The sequence below is a fragment of the Halorubrum coriense DSM 10284 genome (assembly GCF_000337035.1).
In the GTDB taxonomy this organism is placed as follows: Archaea; Halobacteriota; Halobacteria; order Halobacteriales; family Haloferacaceae; genus Halorubrum; species Halorubrum coriense.
Window position 1 is genome coordinate 1 of sequence record NZ_AOJL01000068.1, and the last position, 16,462, is coordinate 16,462.

Annotated in this window: 14 protein-coding genes and 1 pseudogene; 6 read left to right on the plus strand and 9 right to left on the minus strand. The window is 53.0% G+C overall.

Annotated features, from left to right (window positions below; translation table 11 throughout):
• The 7 genes and pseudogenes from C464_RS16870 to C464_RS18800 all read right to left on the minus strand — a co-directional run.
• A partial coding sequence (locus C464_RS16870; RefSeq protein ID WP_006115012.1) for a recombinase family protein occupies nucleotides 1-393 on the minus strand: 393 nt, incomplete at its 3' end.
• Nucleotides 394-701: 308 nt separating this feature from the next.
• Nucleotides 702-1,712, minus strand: coding sequence for an AAA-associated domain-containing protein (locus C464_RS18085; RefSeq protein WP_161781692.1), 1,011 nt, complete (start codon nucleotides 1,710-1,712; stop codon nucleotides 702-704).
• Nucleotides 1,713-2,295: 583 nt separating this feature from the next.
• Nucleotides 2,296-2,436, minus strand: a pseudogene (locus C464_RS20025) (archaellin/type IV pilin N-terminal domain-containing protein); the annotation flags it as partial.
• 837 nt (nucleotides 2,437-3,273) lie between these two features.
• Nucleotides 3,274-4,989: an AAA family ATPase gene (locus C464_RS16875; RefSeq protein ID WP_006115013.1), complete on the minus strand. Its 1,716-nt coding sequence runs from the start codon at nucleotides 4,987-4,989 to the stop codon at nucleotides 3,274-3,276.
• The gene (locus C464_RS16880) at nucleotides 4,982-6,781 is read right to left on the minus strand and encodes a hypothetical protein (protein WP_152421005.1); all 1,800 of its coding nucleotides are present in this window, start codon (nucleotides 6,779-6,781) and stop codon (nucleotides 4,982-4,984) included. Before C464_RS16880 ends, C464_RS16875 begins: the two co-directional genes overlap by 8 nt.
• A complete protein-coding gene (locus C464_RS16885; RefSeq protein WP_152421006.1) occupies nucleotides 6,774-7,970 on the minus strand; it encodes a hypothetical protein in 1,197 nt (398 codons plus the stop codon). The genes C464_RS16880 and C464_RS16885 overlap by 8 nt, the downstream gene beginning before the upstream one ends.
• Nucleotides 7,971-8,118: 148 nt before the next feature.
• Nucleotides 8,119-8,649: a hypothetical protein gene (locus C464_RS18800; RefSeq protein ID WP_152421007.1), complete on the minus strand. Its 531-nt coding sequence runs from the start codon at nucleotides 8,647-8,649 to the stop codon at nucleotides 8,119-8,121.
• Nucleotides 8,650-8,744: 95 nt separating this feature from the next.
• Between C464_RS18800 and C464_RS16895 the strand changes: the two genes are divergently transcribed.
• From C464_RS16895 to C464_RS19900, 5 genes are all read left to right on the plus strand, one after another.
• Entirely contained in the window at nucleotides 8,745-9,131 is a 387-nt protein-coding gene (locus C464_RS16895; protein WP_006115016.1) for a hypothetical protein, read from the plus strand.
• A gap of 158 nt (nucleotides 9,132-9,289) precedes the next feature.
• A complete protein-coding gene (locus C464_RS18805) occupies nucleotides 9,290-9,961 on the plus strand; it encodes a hypothetical protein (protein ID WP_152421008.1) in 672 nt (223 codons plus the stop codon).
• Between the two features lie 182 nt (nucleotides 9,962-10,143).
• Nucleotides 10,144-11,154 (plus strand): hypothetical protein, encoded by a 1,011-nt coding sequence (locus C464_RS18810; RefSeq protein WP_152421009.1) that lies wholly within the window; start codon nucleotides 10,144-10,146, stop codon nucleotides 11,152-11,154.
• A 515-nt stretch (nucleotides 11,155-11,669) separates the two neighbouring features.
• Nucleotides 11,670-12,251 (plus strand): type IV pilin, encoded by a 582-nt coding sequence (locus tag C464_RS18090; protein ID WP_006115020.1) that lies wholly within the window; start codon nucleotides 11,670-11,672, stop codon nucleotides 12,249-12,251.
• 166 nt (nucleotides 12,252-12,417) lie between these two features.
• Entirely contained in the window at nucleotides 12,418-12,549 is a 132-nt protein-coding gene (locus C464_RS19900) for a hypothetical protein (protein WP_275039728.1), read from the plus strand.
• 425 nt (nucleotides 12,550-12,974) lie between these two features.
• Here the strand turns inward: C464_RS19900 and C464_RS16905 are convergent, their stop codons facing one another.
• Nucleotides 12,975-13,193, minus strand: a complete 219-nt coding sequence (locus C464_RS16905; RefSeq protein WP_006115021.1) for a hypothetical protein — start codon at nucleotides 13,191-13,193, stop codon at nucleotides 12,975-12,977.
• 146 nt (nucleotides 13,194-13,339) lie between these two features.
• The gene (locus tag C464_RS16910) at nucleotides 13,340-14,614 is read right to left on the minus strand and encodes a Cdc6/Cdc18 family protein (RefSeq protein ID WP_006115022.1); all 1,275 of its coding nucleotides are present in this window, start codon (nucleotides 14,612-14,614) and stop codon (nucleotides 13,340-13,342) included.
• 1,389 nt (nucleotides 14,615-16,003) lie between these two features.
• Here C464_RS16910 and C464_RS16915 point away from each other — a divergent pair.
• On the plus strand, nucleotides 16,004-16,441 hold the full coding sequence (locus C464_RS16915; RefSeq protein ID WP_006115023.1) for a TRAM domain-containing protein: 438 nt from the start codon (nucleotides 16,004-16,006) through the stop codon (nucleotides 16,439-16,441).
• Nucleotides 16,442-16,462 lie beyond the last annotated feature (21 nt).

Genomic DNA, 16,462 nt, shown 5'->3' on the forward strand with positions numbered 1-16,462 from the left:
CCGCGCCACCATGCTGTAGATCGTCTGCTGGAGCTCGCCGTCGTCGACGCGTATTTCCAGCCCGACATCGAGGGCCTCGACGCCGGTATCGTTCTCCAAACAGTGCTGGATGAACTCGTGAATCTCTGTCGGTCCCAACCGGGAGAGACGGCTGCTCTCATGGACGACAACCAGGTCGAACGCGCCGCTTGCGATGTCGTCGAGGAGCTGGCTGTAGACCTCACGAGTGTCGGTATCAGCGGCTCCAGAAACAACCTCAGGGTACTCTTCGACGTCCTCGACGCCAAGCCGGTCGAGGTGTTCGCGTGCCTCCTCCAGCTGCCGGCCGACGTCTTGATCGGCCGTCGAGACGCGAGCATAGATACCCGCGGATTCGGGTCCGGATTCGCTCATGTTTTCGAGGACACCTCAAGCAATTATACAACTGGGGGTTTATACGGAAAATCGAATACCACTACCTTTTCGGCATACTCGACATCAGTTGTCCTGTATAGCGAACTATAATCCGCTAAAAATTCGGGCTCCCAATGCTAGCTCCGGGTGCACCATAGCGTAATTAAGATCTTTGCGAGTGTCGCCTCTCACTCGAGAAACTCTAATTCGATACAACCGCTGTCGCCGCTGAAGCGGTCAAAGCTGAGCATAGAGCACTCGATATTTTGACCGTCTCATTCCTTATCACAATGCTGCCCTGCCCTGATTCAGGCATAATCCTCGATCGAGCTAAGTCCGTTGCGATTGGCGGTTGCTGTCGGAACCAGTGTCCCTCTCTTTACTTCTTTGAATAGATCAGAGAATATCAACCAGCTATAAAGGCGCTTAGCCTTCGTTTCAACAGTCCCTTCTGACCAGCCCTTATTGAGTTCTTCACCAATCTTCCGCACTATATCCTTATTTTTAAATGGTTCTTCTGGAGCAATCTCACAATAAGATTTCACAATCTCAAGCTCCAATAATTTATCACGAATAAGTACCTTCCTCTCATTCTCTGGAGCTGTAAGAATTTCTCGTCCTAAATCGGTGAGTTGGACCTCATCATTATCAACTGTAAGGCCGAGCAGATAACATGATCTCAGCATTTTCCCTGCTTGACGATCGGAAACATCGAACCGTTCAGCTAGTTCTGCGGACCGACTAACCCCTCCATTGACAACATCTAATGTTTCAAATACTTTGTTTGGGCTAACTTTCGGGTACGACACCCCAGAGGAATCTCGCCGAGAAGTCTTGTTTTCATTATAGTCTGCCGGTTTATCTCGGGAGAGTCTCTGGTTAGATGCATAGCCCATTCCTAAGTAATCGAACCATTGAGAGTAGATTCTTCCATATGTACTGAACGCATCCTCGTCGATAGCCTCAGAATCTGTATAGTAGCTTATAATCCGCCCCACCCTATTAAAAGAAAGACTTCCACCGACCAACTCATCATTAATTTCTTCCACCCCCGCCATCTGCTTGAATCTCTTTTTTAAGATAGCACGATCATCCAGCTGGAATAGCTTCATTAGCTCTTGTTTGTCGGTTATGACATACCGGCCATCTTCTCTTTCCAGAAATCCGAGTACTTTCGGATCGTGGACCTTGTTGTAAACCGTGCGTTCTGCGCATCCGAGGCCCTCTGCGAGCTTCTCTTGGGTATTAGACCCTTTGATAACTAATCTAAGCACCTCTCTGGTAACACGAGGGTTATCGTAGAGACGGGCCGTACTCATTCGCTCATTATTTTCACCCCCGAGATAATAAGTGTTGTGCCAAGTACACGGTGATGGCATATGTGGTTTGTAATCGGTTTTGTGGCCCTAAGACGCAAAGTTTCCTGATTTGACGTATTGGGAGGTAGGGGAGAAGAATGACGGTATTCACACGGGAGGGTTTCTGTTCTATACTTCCCTTTATTTATACTGTTATCCAGATTTTCTAACATAAAGAACCACTTCAGTCATATTCGAAGTGGCCCCCATTATTCAGAGACTGACGCTCCACTTTCTGGGAGTGCGGACGAGAATAGCGTACAAGAGCATCGGATCAGTTGAGATCTCTACACTTAGGAAATATTCTGAGATAACAGAGGGCCTGTTGCCTCCCATGTTGGCCCACCTACAACTCAGTCGGTACCCAGCCGACCGAGTACAGAAGCGCAGAACCACCTCTACCCCCTAATTCCGTTCTACTGCTACCCCCTGAGAGAGGCATTTTCAGATCAGTTCAACCGCGGACCTCCCGATTAGAGAATCATCTCTCTGTAGTCTTTTGATCTGCTTTAGTCGAAGAGAGGACTCCACGATATTTCAGTCTCTAAGATATTACATTTATGTTCAATTTATATAGATACAATCCTGTGGTATATAAAAACTGTTCAATTAATATGGATGTCGTTACAGATAGTACGACCGCAATTGCGATAACAAGAATGGTCGAGATAACAGGGGTGACCGCGCTCCTGTTGACACATTATGAATTTTACATTCTGTACAAGCTCACTGACGGGGAGATCGAGATCGTGGAAGAAGCAATTACCGATCAAGTAGCTTCTTGTGGTCGTGATTATTGCGCTAATTCTGGCCAATCGGTAGCACTACAAACCCGAAGGGGCATTTTTCGGTTTCGTTCACACGGCGTCCGATATCAATCTCTTATGTAACATACAGATAACACCAGGAAGCAAGAGTTACACAAGGTGTTACGACGGTATTGAGCAGCTACTATGGCCACCCGATTTCGGCGGTTTATCAGCTATCTTGCTCTTCATCAATACCTCTAGAACACTCGTCACAGTCGACACCGATCGTGGCAGCTCTGTTGAAATCCTCAGGTACTGATAGTTTGGAGAGGCTATGCTGAATACACAGCGCGAATCGGTCAGTGGTCTATCCGCTGAGAGGCGGAATTAGGAATCGCTCAGTACAATTGAAACAAAAATCAAGTTGGTTGTCGTGAGGACCGCGTGAGATTTGTGACACGGATGGATGAAAAGGTCGCCGGTGACCTAGGGGCATTTCGATACATCGCGTTACAGTGCCGCTCGCGAGGCACTGTGGCTTGGAGTAATCGCACTCCAGAACGACGACCTACAGATCAAGGGCCCGTTCGGGATACCGCGGCCGTTCGCGGAAGTCGGTCTCTCGGAGCAGATTACCGATGAACAGGCGCTGGAGACATTAACAGATCTCCAGAAGCACGTGTGGACTACAGAGTCGATCGTCACATCAACTTGAGCACCACGTCGAAGAACGATCGTCCAACGTCGACTCCATCCCAGAGTAAGACCAGGTGCTATCTCGTCGCGAGCTTCTCCAGGCTCGGCAGGTTCGTATCGGGAGGGGCGGCATATCCAAACAGCACCGGAGGAACGTCGTCGCGAGAGGACGCGATAAGTCGGTCACAGACGGCCTCAACCAACGCGTTCGCGACATCGGAGTGAGCGGATGCCTGGCCGATCTTGTTGAACTCGTCGATGTACACGCAGACGGGATATCTCCTGTCAGGCGTGAACTGCTCCCAGAGTCGTGTCCGAACTGCTTCGGGACCACTCAGTATGTCATTCTCAGTGAGACCGAACTTCCGGAACTCGCCCTGCCCGCAGTCGTCGTAGCTAGCTAGGAACCGGGCGAACGCGCTCTTGATTTTTTCTTCGGCTCTGTTCGGTCCAACACGAACGACCGGGTCTTCGGAAGAGAAGTTCGGAGCGTTCGCTGTCCCTCCGGCGGTGTCTGAACTCACCATCCGGGTGGACTGCATAGAGTTGTCCGCAGCACGGGAGAGGTGTGTTCCTGTCAGTACGACTCTCGGCGAGTTCCCGGAAGTCTGTTCCGCGTCTTTGTCTGCGAACCGCGTCGCTCGTTGCACAACCTGTTCGATGTCGGCACCCGTCCGACCAGCGAGGAGAGACGCAATCTCGTCTCCCTCGGTGGCGTCGTCGAGAAGTTCAAGCCGGCCAGTCATTACGAACTTTCGTAGCGAGTCAGAGAGGTAGTTGCGGTCCTTAGCAGTGGTGTGGCGGCGGACTTCGTCGAGGTAATGATGTAGGACCGCGACCGCGCCTGACTCGCCAAGAGTCTCGAAGGACTCTGTCCGCCCCAGTCGTCCAGGGCGACGGAGGGCCTCATCGACCATCCCGGCCATATTCGTCGACGCGATGACCTTGACCTGATCGTCGTCTCGCTTGCTGTCGATCCCGTCAAGCAACACCAACAGCTGTGCGACTATCTGGGCACTGTGCTCCTGTGTCGACTTCCCTCGCGAGCGTGCTATTGAGTCGATCTCGTCGATGTATAGAACGTTGGAGTCGTCCTCCCGCGCGGTCTCGAATCGCTCACGCAGTGTTCGTTCGGATTCACCGACCCAGCGACTCAGGATCTCGGGACCTGAGATTTTGACCGGAACGGCCCCAAACAGTTCCCGACACGCCTCGACGACGACTTCCGTCTTTCCCGTCCCGGGCGGTCCTTCGAGCAACATTCCGTGCTCCGGTGAGAGCCCCCAACGGTCCCTGTCGGACTCAAGAAAGTCGAGAACTGCTTCACGCTCCTCCCGGAGTCCCGCCACACGGAACTCTCGTGTCCGCTTACAGTCGATGAGGACGTCGAGCGAGACTCCGATAGAAGACGATCCGTCGGGAGAGAACGGGTGCTCGTTGTCGGTCACCTCGACCTCGAACTCGATCTCGAATGAGTACTCGTCCGGGACGGTATCGCCACACACCGATTCCAGATCGAACTCGCATCGATCGTACCGGCGTACCCGTTCGCCGTACGAATCGTCTGGCTGGTCAGGGATGTAGCGATACCAGGTCCGAGTCTCGTAGTTGTCAGCCGAAAATCGAAGAACCTCGTCGTCTACTTCAGAGTCTCTGTCGGCTCGGCATAACAGGTCATCCAGACGCCTTTCCGCCTCTTCTCCCCTCACTTCGTATCGGATGTCGGCTGGGGTTAGCTCTAGCTCTGCGCTCGAGTGTTCGAGCCACTGGGCAAACGTCGGCTCTTCAGTCACGGTTATACACCTCCTCGATGAATTCCTCGGCGTGTTTGAGAGCAACGCAATCTCCTCGTTCGTCGAACACCGGAACGGAGAGTGTGGCATTGGGACCTTTAATATCGGTCTTTTCGTCTCTCACGCGTCGGTTCCAGACCGACACCAGCCGGCAGAGATAATTGGCCTGTTCGTCCGTTCTGGCGAGCAGGCGTGGCGGAACAACGATACACACTGAGGCGTTGGCAGACGAGCCGAGCCCATCACTGTCAGCAAGTCGGTCGATTGTGTGCCAAAGCTTCCGGAAGTTCGTACCGCCTTCACTGCGCCCAGTCTCCACTTCGATGATGAGATTACCGGAGATATCGGCGTCGTCTGGGAGCGGCACGAACGACTCGGGGAGGCCGTCGAGCTGCGTGTAGATGTCGACACAGGGACCGTCTCCGTGTTCTGTCTCAAGCTTGCCGGCTTCCAGAATCGTCTCGAAGACGTATTCCTCAAGCGTCGACCCGTCCTCGTCTTGGAAGTCCTCTCGCACGAGACCCGCCGCAACGGCAGCTTTCAGCAGGTAGTGTTCGTTGCTCTCGTTGCCGTCGTGTTCCTCTGTGAGGACAGTCCGAAGCCATCCCGACTGACGGAGGCGCCGTTCGAACAGTTCTTCATATCCCTCGATAGTCGACGGGAGGTCGGCGGAGTCGTCGGCACCGACCTGCTGTCCGAACCAGTACGTAGATGCGTCGGCAGGCAAGTCGGCGTTCTTATTTGGCTGGCATCGGGTGACGAGAGGCGGCTCCTCGTCTCCGTCTCCGGAGTGGCCCCTGCCACGCAGGTCGCTCTTTGATCCGGACGGGGGAGCGATCCGGTCGTGGATACGTGTAAACACATCACCGCCGCTCAGGGGGTCTTCCCACCGACTTGGGACATTAACCACGAGGTAGCCCAAATCGCCAGCGAAGCCTGTCTCGACGATCGCTTCGACGTACTCAAGAGCGTCTCTCCCGTCTCGTTCGACACGGATCGACTCTGAGCGCGCCTCAAGACTCCACTCCTCGTCGGTGAGGTCGAACGTAGCGACTGTATTGGAGAGGTTCGGGATCTTCGGTTTACCCGCGATCATCCGCACTCGCTTCGCCTCCGGCTCACCCCCTCGTCTGTAGGTGTACTCGTCACGGAGACGGCGCTGTAAGAGGGCTAGCGAGTCCCCACGACGGTTCTCGGGGGAGACGTGGAGGATAACTGACGGGCGAGCGCTGTCGAACGGGCTGGCACTCCCCCAGTCGTAGAACGGATCCTCGAACTCAACTTCCCCTTCACCGGGACGGACTGTCCGTGCTAACTCTGTCGACACCTGCGTCATCTCGACCGCAGCCGTATTGAGCTGATCTAGTCGTTCGGTTCGATGCTGTCCTGTCGGCCGAACTGTCTCCACAGCTTGGTCTGTGCGGCTGTGTCGAACCGATACGTCGACTGTTCTGATGGACGTGTCTACGGTAGACGAGGACCCGGTGAGTGGCACGCGGCAGACGTTTCCAGTAGGATTCTGTCTCGTCTCCACAGAAGAGGTTGGGACCGACAGTTCCGAGTGATCAAGCTGATCGAGGCGCCACCGCTCGGTGGCTTCGTCTTCGACATTCGCACTGTTTGGTTCGACCTCTGATTGGGTTTCTTCATCCTCTGTTTGTTTGATATCGTCGGGTACGTCGTCGTCATCATCGCTGCTTGGCGAACTGCTCTGTCGGCCGCTACCTCCACCGGACTGGGAGGACTCCTCCTCCTCAACCGATTCCGGATTCAGTTCTGGTTCTCTATCCATCGATTGTAGTCGCAAGCAGATTGTACCGCGACCCAAGCGCCGACACTATGTTTTTAGATCGATCGTGCTGGGAATCATTATATTTGCTCAATCTCCGGTGGAACCCTCGGCACTGTGTGTCAAATGTTAAGTAGTATCCTTCATCATAATCGTATCTAACAGGAAGCTCCAAACAGTGGGGCGCGCGCCGAGATCGCTCGTTATCGTCAAGATTGCTAGCACGGTCGCTACTACACATACGAATCGTCTCCTGTTTTTCATCGTCCAACTGGTTCGTCGCGCTCGCCCACGCGTCTATGTACGCAAGCTCAAGTCCAGCCCCCATCTCAGTATCCTCAGTTTCGACAGCCACCTCTCGGTCAAACACACCACGGAACCGCATAATATCCGCGAACGCATTCCGGTACGTACTGCTATACACGTGTTCGTCGTCGTCTTCATCGCTGAGGCCAACGTCAGTTAGGACATCGACATCAACACCGAGGTCCTCAACAGCGTAAACCGGCAGTCCGACGTTATACCAGATCAACGCCGTCGTCGTCCGGTTGAAGGGGGGACAAAGGCGCACGAGCTCTTTGAGCCACCCGTTGAACTCGCCGGTCGTCTCAATACGACTCGGGTCGTCGTCATCTGGGTCGGATTCCATTATGCTGAAGATCGAGTCCGGGAAGCGCTCTTTCTCCTCGCCGGTGATCAGGTCACTTGGATCATCGATATCGGTGTGCTTGACTAATTCGTCCCGGACCGAGACGATTCCGTCGATCAGGCCGTCGAGATCTTCACGATCCGACCCACTGCTGTACTCAGATATTTTCACCCGGGTCGTGTTCGGATCGAACGACTCCAGTCGTTCGAGATCGCCGTCCGAAGTTGAGAACTCCCCGTCGCCGGTCGATTCGAAGCTCCACTCGAAATCATGTAGCCACCACGGGAGGTCGTCATCGTCTTCACTCTCTATGTACCCGATCAGGTCCGCTACCCCGTTAGCGAGCGATTCATATGGAACGTCATCACCGGAGCTCTCGTCGGTTCTTGTGACCGTCTTCCAGAATTGATCCGAAATCTTGCTGTTGATCCGGTCTTGTGCGTCGCTCGTGTCTTCTTCCCACAGGTACCTCTGAATTTTTCTAACTACCTCTCTGACTGCCTCGGGCGACAGCGCCTCCTCAACCTCCACTGTTGTTGTCATAAAACAATTAGCGAAAGGGAATGTATCAGACTAAGCTGTTTGCTTCTTAGTATCACTGCTGATAATATACTGGACTGAACTACACAATCAGATCTTATAAAAGAGATTTTCCAATTGTGAATAGTTTGTAAGTTTTTAATAACCTCTGCTAAGTCTCAACTATCGCCTCGGTTGGGACATCACCGTCCACAATCAACTCGATGTGATCAGTAAATTCGTCTCGGTGTTGCGATATGGAATCGATATCACTGAGTTGGACGATGCTGTCGTTGTATTTTCGGACAGCCTCATCAAGTGATTCCGTTGCCGTGTTGCCAGCAGGCGCCACATGATGATCAATAAAGTCGTTCGCAATAGTCATACTGGCAATGTATAGTGGGTCTAATACCTTGCTAAGATCGACCACGACGACGGCGGGGGTGTTCGCAAACTCAGTAGAACTCTTGCGTGCCCAGTCAACGGCGGCCGGATTGACGTGACAGTAGACGACCTGAGTCCTATCGAACGGGAAGGGACTATCATATCCTTCAGTCGTGAGTGCTTCTGCTATTAGATCAGTGTCAGCGTTAGTTGTATTGGACCCCTTGAGTCCACCTTCACGAATCGAGGCAACCTTATCACGGTCAGTTATGTGGAACGCAAATCGTTCTTTTTGACGATGACTTGCTGTTAACCCCATATGATTTGTGTTGGGCCGACAGCACTAAGTGGTACCGGTACGGTACCACTGGTACCGGTTGTGGATCAAATTGGACCCAACCGGATCAAAATACAATGGCCCGTCCACGCCTCTCTGACGAGACAGCAGAGCACATTAACGACATCTATCGCGAGTACGCGGATCAAAATCCACCAGATTTTGAGACCGCACTGGCAACAGTTCTCGAGCTCGCAAGTGCAAAGCTTGAAGACGACCGCGGGTGGCGACCGGGAGACTACGCGAGGAAGACGATGCAGATGGTCATCGATGACACAGCTAAAAGACCCGAGCAACCATCGCGTTCGGCAAGCATCGTTGATAATCGCGCGGATTTTAGGGCAGTTCTCGATGACGACGGTCAAATCGAGATTCCGGTTGGCGAACGCCGGGCGCTCGGACTGGAGAGTGATGACCTGCTCGAGGTGACCGTCCAGCAGTTCAAGCGAGACAACGACACCTAACGACACGCAACCGGCCAATGACCGGCAAGACGCGTCGGCGACCAGCCACAGCGATAGCTAGCACACGACACACCACCAGCTAAATCATGAACCGACGAACCCTACTCGCCACGACACCGCTCCCGCTCGTTCCACAAGTGCCCCCGGGAACTTATTTAATGAGTGAGGTATCTGCCGACGACCCGCCATCAATCAAGGATTTTCTTCCTGGAACCGATGAACTACCCAGTGGTTGGGTTCTAGGTACTCCAGACTCACCGGTGGTCGGTCGACATAATGAAGATCCACCGTCAACGGTTCAGGGTGTTAGATCTCGACGCCACCCGCAAACTGATGAGTTGCTTTCTTCTCGGTACGCTGAACAGCGGTATGTTACTAGTTCTGATCTTCCACCCGAATTTGGTCATTTCGACATCGCGGTTGAGACAGCGAGGACCGATGAGAAAACGGCGTATGATACCAAGCCTGAGGCGGTTCGAGCACTTCATGAAATAACGCTCGCTGAAGAAAACGAAAACTGGGAGATGTTGAGCACGGGGTGGACTGAGGTTGATATCGAACCGGCTGATAATTGGCTACAGGATCAAAGCGTCGCCTCCATACGGAAACCGCAATGTGCGGTCCCATACGACCTCGACCTGTCAACCAATAAGCCGCTGATAGAGATGGCTGTCGTCGTTGAGCCACTTTCATGGGGCATAGTCGTGGTGACTGCGACGCTTTTGGATTCCGATGAGGATAATCGCCTGAGCCACCTTGGAAGCCAAATTGCGTCTCAAATGGTTAAGACCATTCGTGAACAGCCGGTGCCAGAAGAGGCGCGTCAATGACGCATGGTGTTGACGAGGCCGATGGTGGTGAGTCATCGGTTGACGTCGTTATCAACCGGACGACAGCACCAGCCCACCATCCATCAACAGTAGTGCTAGCGACGAAGACGCTAAATCAGATTGGTACACAGCCAGGCGAACCCGTCCAGATTTCAACAAACAATGGTCACAGCGCGTACGCAGTGACCGAGACAGAGGAGTCAACTGGACTTGATGTCGATCCGAATGAACTCCTCACCGACATCCCAGTGTTTGCGACGTTAGTCTGTGGTATCGGTGAGCAGGTCTCTGTCTCTCCAGCGTCGCTGCCTGAAGCGAACCACCTCACGGTCACCTCCATAGATACAACAACGACTGGTGTCCTCGAACGGTGTTCTGTGACTACCGGTGGCATCGTAGATGCTGTCGTACACGACGAAGGGATTGTAGAGTTCCGGCCTGATGACGTAGACGACGATGAGCCAGCTGGACCGTACTACGCTGGGGTTGAGGCAGTTGATCCGGAGCCACCAGCACGGATAACTGCGAATAGCCAAGTTGACGTGAGCGGTCCTGATATCGGCGAGCAACAAGGGGGCGTGCTGTCGCCCAGCGAACGCTACGGGCTGTACACGACAGACCTCAAGACGCAGTCACCTAATGACGAGTTGCGAGCACAACTCCGCGAACGGCTTGAAGCATCGCTCCGGGATCTTCGGTTGCTCGCAGAACGACTCCCTGATGATGACATCAAGCGGGTGTTTGGCGATGATGACGGGGCATCAGGGACAACCAGTGTCGCAACCGATGTCGTGGCGTTATGTTGGCTTGGGTTCGATCTTGCGGAGAAGTCTCCGGAGTGGAGGGTCAAGCAGGGGATTGAACGCGCTCTATATGCTCACAATGAGGATGGAGAAGTGAACCTCAGTGTAGTCCGCCAACCACTGTTACCGGCAGCAGCGTCACTTGACCGCTTTCGTCAACATGACCTCAATACTTCGGACGCCTACGGCACACTCGAACACCTGTGGGCTGCCTCTGACATCAACCCGTTCGAGCTGTACGACGTGACCTCCGAGAAATTAGGAAGAGAATTTGCCCTTCCGCCTGCCGATTTGATGATCGAACGACTGGCATATCGGGCGCAGGCACGGCGGTTTCCTGCGGCGCAGGTGATGGACGTATCCACTGATGACGATCTAAAGGAGATGTGAATGGGCCTTACTAATCATTTGGATCTGTTGAAATCCTCAAACGGTGATATGTTTTAGGCTGGGTGCTGAATACAGAGGATATAGTCAGCACAACGGCTTCGGTCAAATCAGATAGATTGAGCTTTCGTTGAACATGCTTGTCGATTTTTGTGTGAGAGACTGAGTAAATGTTGAGGTATATGAAAGCCCGACCAGAAGCAGGGGGTGGGGAGTGCCTCTGACACCGGAACGGCTCACGTTCCGAACTGGCCCCCGTTTCAACGGTTCACCTCTGTATATATAAAACATCAGTAATATTCAGTGGACCAACTGTACTGAGCGATCCCCGACTCCTCTGTATTGACTGATCCGGCCAGCTGGTTTTCCGAAGAATTTCTGTGCGAGACTCGCGCTCTGTATTCAGCAGCACCTTTGCCACCTACTCAGTCTCTGTCAGTAACAATGTGACCGATACAGAGCATCCATTCAGCAGAGAGTCCCAAGGCTATATTATCTAGTAAAGAATAGTTTTGGTAATGAATCAACAGGATCGCGCTGTCACTCCTGTTATCTCGACTATTTTCATGGTCGCAGTTGTGATTGTTTTAGCCGCAACAACTTCCATGTTTTTGCTTGGTGTCACAGAGGATATTAACGAACCTGCGCCGAATGTTGCGGATATAACAGGGGAGTTCGAACTCGAAACGGACGCCTTCCAAAGTAATCAAATTGTCCGAATTACACACGTGGCGGGGGACGATGTCTCTGTGGACGAAATGGAAATTGTTGTTCGCGCTTCTGGCCCAGGGGTGAATACCGAAGTACGACTGATCAATCTCCCTGCTAAAGATTGGTCTATCGACTCCAGCAATATGCAGGGTGACAAGAATTTAATTGATTCGACTTCCCGTACTCCAAGCGGAGCTAAGATTCAGAATCAGGTTATTGTATCTGCAGACTCAAATGTGTGGTCTACAGGAGACACAATCCAATTTCGAATAAAGACGGGCGCTGCTGATTTTCGTGACGGAGAAACCCCGGATGCTGACAAGCTGAAGGTTATAATCGTACATACTGAGTCAAACGCGATTATTTCAGAGAGTACGTTTACGCCTTAGTAAATTAAGTGAACTGCCTGAATGGATACTGCCACATAACCGCTCTCCTAATGACGTATACGCGCTCTGTATCTCGCACACCAATCCTATCAGATCCTTAGGATTTCAACAGAGTCAATGAAGTTGTACCAGCTATTTGCTCCCCACCAATGATTTCCACTCAAGCATGACCGGAATCATGGTCCTCCCCGCTGGTCGCGACGACGCGTTTGAGGACTACAAACAGTTCATCAGAGATAGGCATCCAATTGAGGATATTGAGTCCTACCTCAATGACGAAGAGTTCGAGCTATTCTAGACGACATCTGAACTATTTTGTGCGTGAGTGAGTCATGGGTGTCTGACGTACACATAACACAATCGCGTTTCAAGCGTTTCATAGAATGACACAAATGACTGAAACGGGTGAAACGATCGAAACGCCGGCGATCGTCGCGATGCTCAACCAGAAGGGTGGGGTGGGGAAGACGACGCTCACTACCCTCCGTCGCCGAAGCGGGCAGCTGGCCTCGCCCTCGGGATCGGGGCGTGGGCGCTCATTTTCGGCACTTGGTGGGCGGTGGAGGGCGCCCTCTACATGGACCCGTTCACCGGCGAGATACACGCTACTCCGGGTGCTGTGATCGGCATCGTGCTCGCGCTGGGCTACACCGTCTACCAGCTCCCAGAACTCTAGAGTCTCGTCGAGTCACAATTCAGAATGAACTTTTCCAATACCGACACCTATGAGCACCCACGCGGTCGGCACTCGACGTCGTCGAGCACGTCACGGATCGCCGCGACGTCCGCCGGCTTCAGCGACATCGTCACGTCAAGCGCGTCGCCGTCGACAAGCTCCAGACACACCGCCGTCCCGTCGTCCGAGAGCGGCGGGTGTGGCGCCGGTCGCGCCGTGGGGCTTATCGTTCGCGTCTCTGCGTCGATCCTCTCACTCTCTGCCAAGATTCTATCTCCGGATTCTCTCGGTGGCGTTTCTGAACCAAGCACAGAATGACTCGATTCCGACGCCTTCCGCGAATTCAACGGAGCATTCTCGACTGAAACAGCCGGTTAATAAAGAGTACGAACTGGCTGGGCGGACCGGACTACTAATCTCGCAACCGTCTCTTCACGACTTCTCCAAGTTCTGTCGCAGGAATCTCTTGGAGTCGGTCGTCTTCGCTTAATGTATCTAGAACAGCCCCAACGGGCTCGGTGAACTTGAAGACCAAGTGGACACCCGATTTGAATCCACCACTGACCCGTTCGCTTTCCAGCACACCGTACGTTCCTGCCTTATTGATGTGGCTGTTGACTGTTTCTTGTGTGTATATTTCCATGTCGCTTCCCTCACAGAGAATTTTGTAGATGTCGTACACCACAGGGCTCGGAGCCACTCCTTCATTGTCTTTCGCGACGAGTGCGGCAGCGTACAGAGACAGCTTCTTTTGGACAGACATCCCACCAACGATCTCAAGGACCCGATTCTTCACCACAGAGTCGTTTGCCGATCTGACGTGGCCCTGCGTCACCACCGGGTCGCCCGCCCGGTTCGCGATTTCTCCAGCATCTCGAAGCAGATCGATCGCGCGACGCGCGTCACCTTCGTTTTGAGCACCGTACGCAGCCACAATCTCAATTACTCCGTCTTCGAGGGCGTCGTCTTTAAACGCATCTCGACGTCGTTCGAGAATTTCGATGAGCTCGTTGGCGTCGTAATCCGAGAAATGAATCCCGTTCGGGTTGTAGGAGCTGTCAGTCCGGCTGTCGAGGTTCTCACGGAACTTCGGGTAGTTCGTGACAACCACTGTTGACAGCTGCGTATCAACATGCTGTTCCGACATGACTCGGCTCAAACTATAGAGCAGTCGAGAGTACGCCGGTTCGTCTGCGCCGGTACTTCCGGTCAGCGCGTCGATCTCGTCGAGGATGAACACGAGTGAGTCGAAGTGATCGTCGACGATCTCGTAGAGCCGGGTGTATTTCATATCGGTCGACACACCTGACCGAGGGACATCCCAAACGACGCCCGCTTTCCGTGCCGTCTGGTGGCCTAGCTTCCACACAGCGCGGTCGAGCGTGTGGGACTCCATCGTTTTGAAATTGACTGCCACAAAGTCGAACTCAATACCGCTCTCCAGAGCTCGTTCTTTGACTTTGTTCGCGACGGCTTTCACCGTCAGGGTCTTGCCTGTTCCACTGGGGCCGTACAAAAGCAGATCCGGCGGTCGCTCACCATCGAGAGTGTCCCGGAACGCCCGAGCTTCGGCAGCGAGCTGCTCGTCCCGGCCGTAGATCCGGTCCTGATCGACAATCGTACTCGAGTCAACGAGGTCCTTGTTTTCAAAAACAGTCTGTACGTCGCCATCGAGGATGCTATCCACGACAGATGATCCGGACTCTTGTGACCCACCTGAATCGGTATCTGGCTGTCCCGAGTCGGTTTCGTCGCCTTCCATAGTGGTCATTGTGATCCAACCGCTAATAACCTTTGTCGAAATGAAGGGGGTAGAGTCGAAATGAAAGGGGCGATGTCGATATGAATACCCCTCCGTCGAAATGAATTTCTTGCCTCTCTCATGTCATCAAACACCAACTTCGAAGTGAAGACCCCTCCATCGATATGAAATCTCGGAAACCAAGACAGACACCCCTTCTTCGAAATGAAATCCCACCTCGGAGTCTTGACCGCGGTGGATTTTCTTCGAACTAGGCACCCCTTAGTCGATATGAAGCCATCTAGCCCGGAAATTGTCCCCATCCACACACCCCGTCATCGAAATGAAATACAAAAACACTGTGTGCGAGTTCGTCCACGAGGTTTACATCGTGAGGAATAGCAGCAGGTTCTTCGAGATGAAATGCTTGAACAAGACACTAATACTGCCGTATTAGACCATACAAACCAGGTTTAGAGCAATTTTCTCTGTGGAAAACCAATTTCATATCGAAGACGGTGTGTGAGAGTTATCTCATTACTACATCAATTTCCGATTTCATATCGAATATGGGGTGTGAGGGATACTGATATTGTCTCCCGTTGTTCGCTCACAGTAGAAGCTCCATTTGTTTTCATTCCATACTCGTTCAACTGGTGGCGGAGCCGGTACCCACATCTGTACCTGTTAGGAGACGACAGACCGGCCAAGAGAATTGACTAGATACTGTATCCGAATCTTCCTCGAGGCTAGGTTTTGTGCGTGTGATGGACGAAACCATCATATGAGCGACTCGGCGTCTCCAAGCGCCTCTATCTCGCTATCAAATCCTACCGATATTCCTACAGTCCTAGACGGGCCGGAATCGATTCCGTCCACGTTCATGATCAGCGACTACTGGCTATCTATCGCACCAGCATCTTCGATGTGGTAACTGAGCCGGAGTCAGTATCGGATGCGCACTCGCTCAAGATCGGATGCTGGGAAGCCCCTTGCCGTCTTGTTAGGGTGTCATAGAACGATTCACACACTTCAGTAGCTCCCAGAAAACCGCGGTCTGAGAACTAGATATTATTGCCGCTATTCAGAAGTAGCAAAAGCAGTTCTCTCAACCGGTGTCAGAAAACCATGCCAACCGTTCTATGACTCCCTCGTCTCGTGGTGATGAGCGATCACCACAGGAGCTTCTCGAGGACTTTGCGGGCGTGTTTGATGTCGACGATGAGTCCTGAGGTGGTCTCTCGGGTATTTTGGTCAAACCGGCGCTAATCAGTTGAGAGCGCTAGAAACGCTAGAAACAAGTCAGCTGGCACGAACCAACACAATACGCGATTTATGGACATTTCTGAGACGCTCCAGACACTGTATACTGCGACTGTTGAGCAAGACGATGGCACCTACCAGATAACCGTACCAGACCGTGAGATAGCCACCGGAACACTCTCTGAGGGTAAAACATACCGTGTTGCGCTCATATCGACATCGACGTCGGATACCGAAGCCACCGACACGACTGAAGTCACTCAGTCAGCTGACCACGCTGGTCAGCAACACGAATACGACGGCCCGCCTGTCGAGGAAGGTGAACAGCGAGACGTTGAAATCGAGAACCTCGGTGACCAAGGTGACGGGATCGCGAAAGTTGAGCACGGTTACGTCGTGATCGTTCCCGGAACGAGCGTCGGAGACCGAGTCACCGTCGAGATGCAACAGGTGCGTGAGAACGTTGCGTTCGCTGATGTCGTTGATGACACCCTTCGTAGGGAAGCCTAGGACCGCAGGTTGGCACGAACG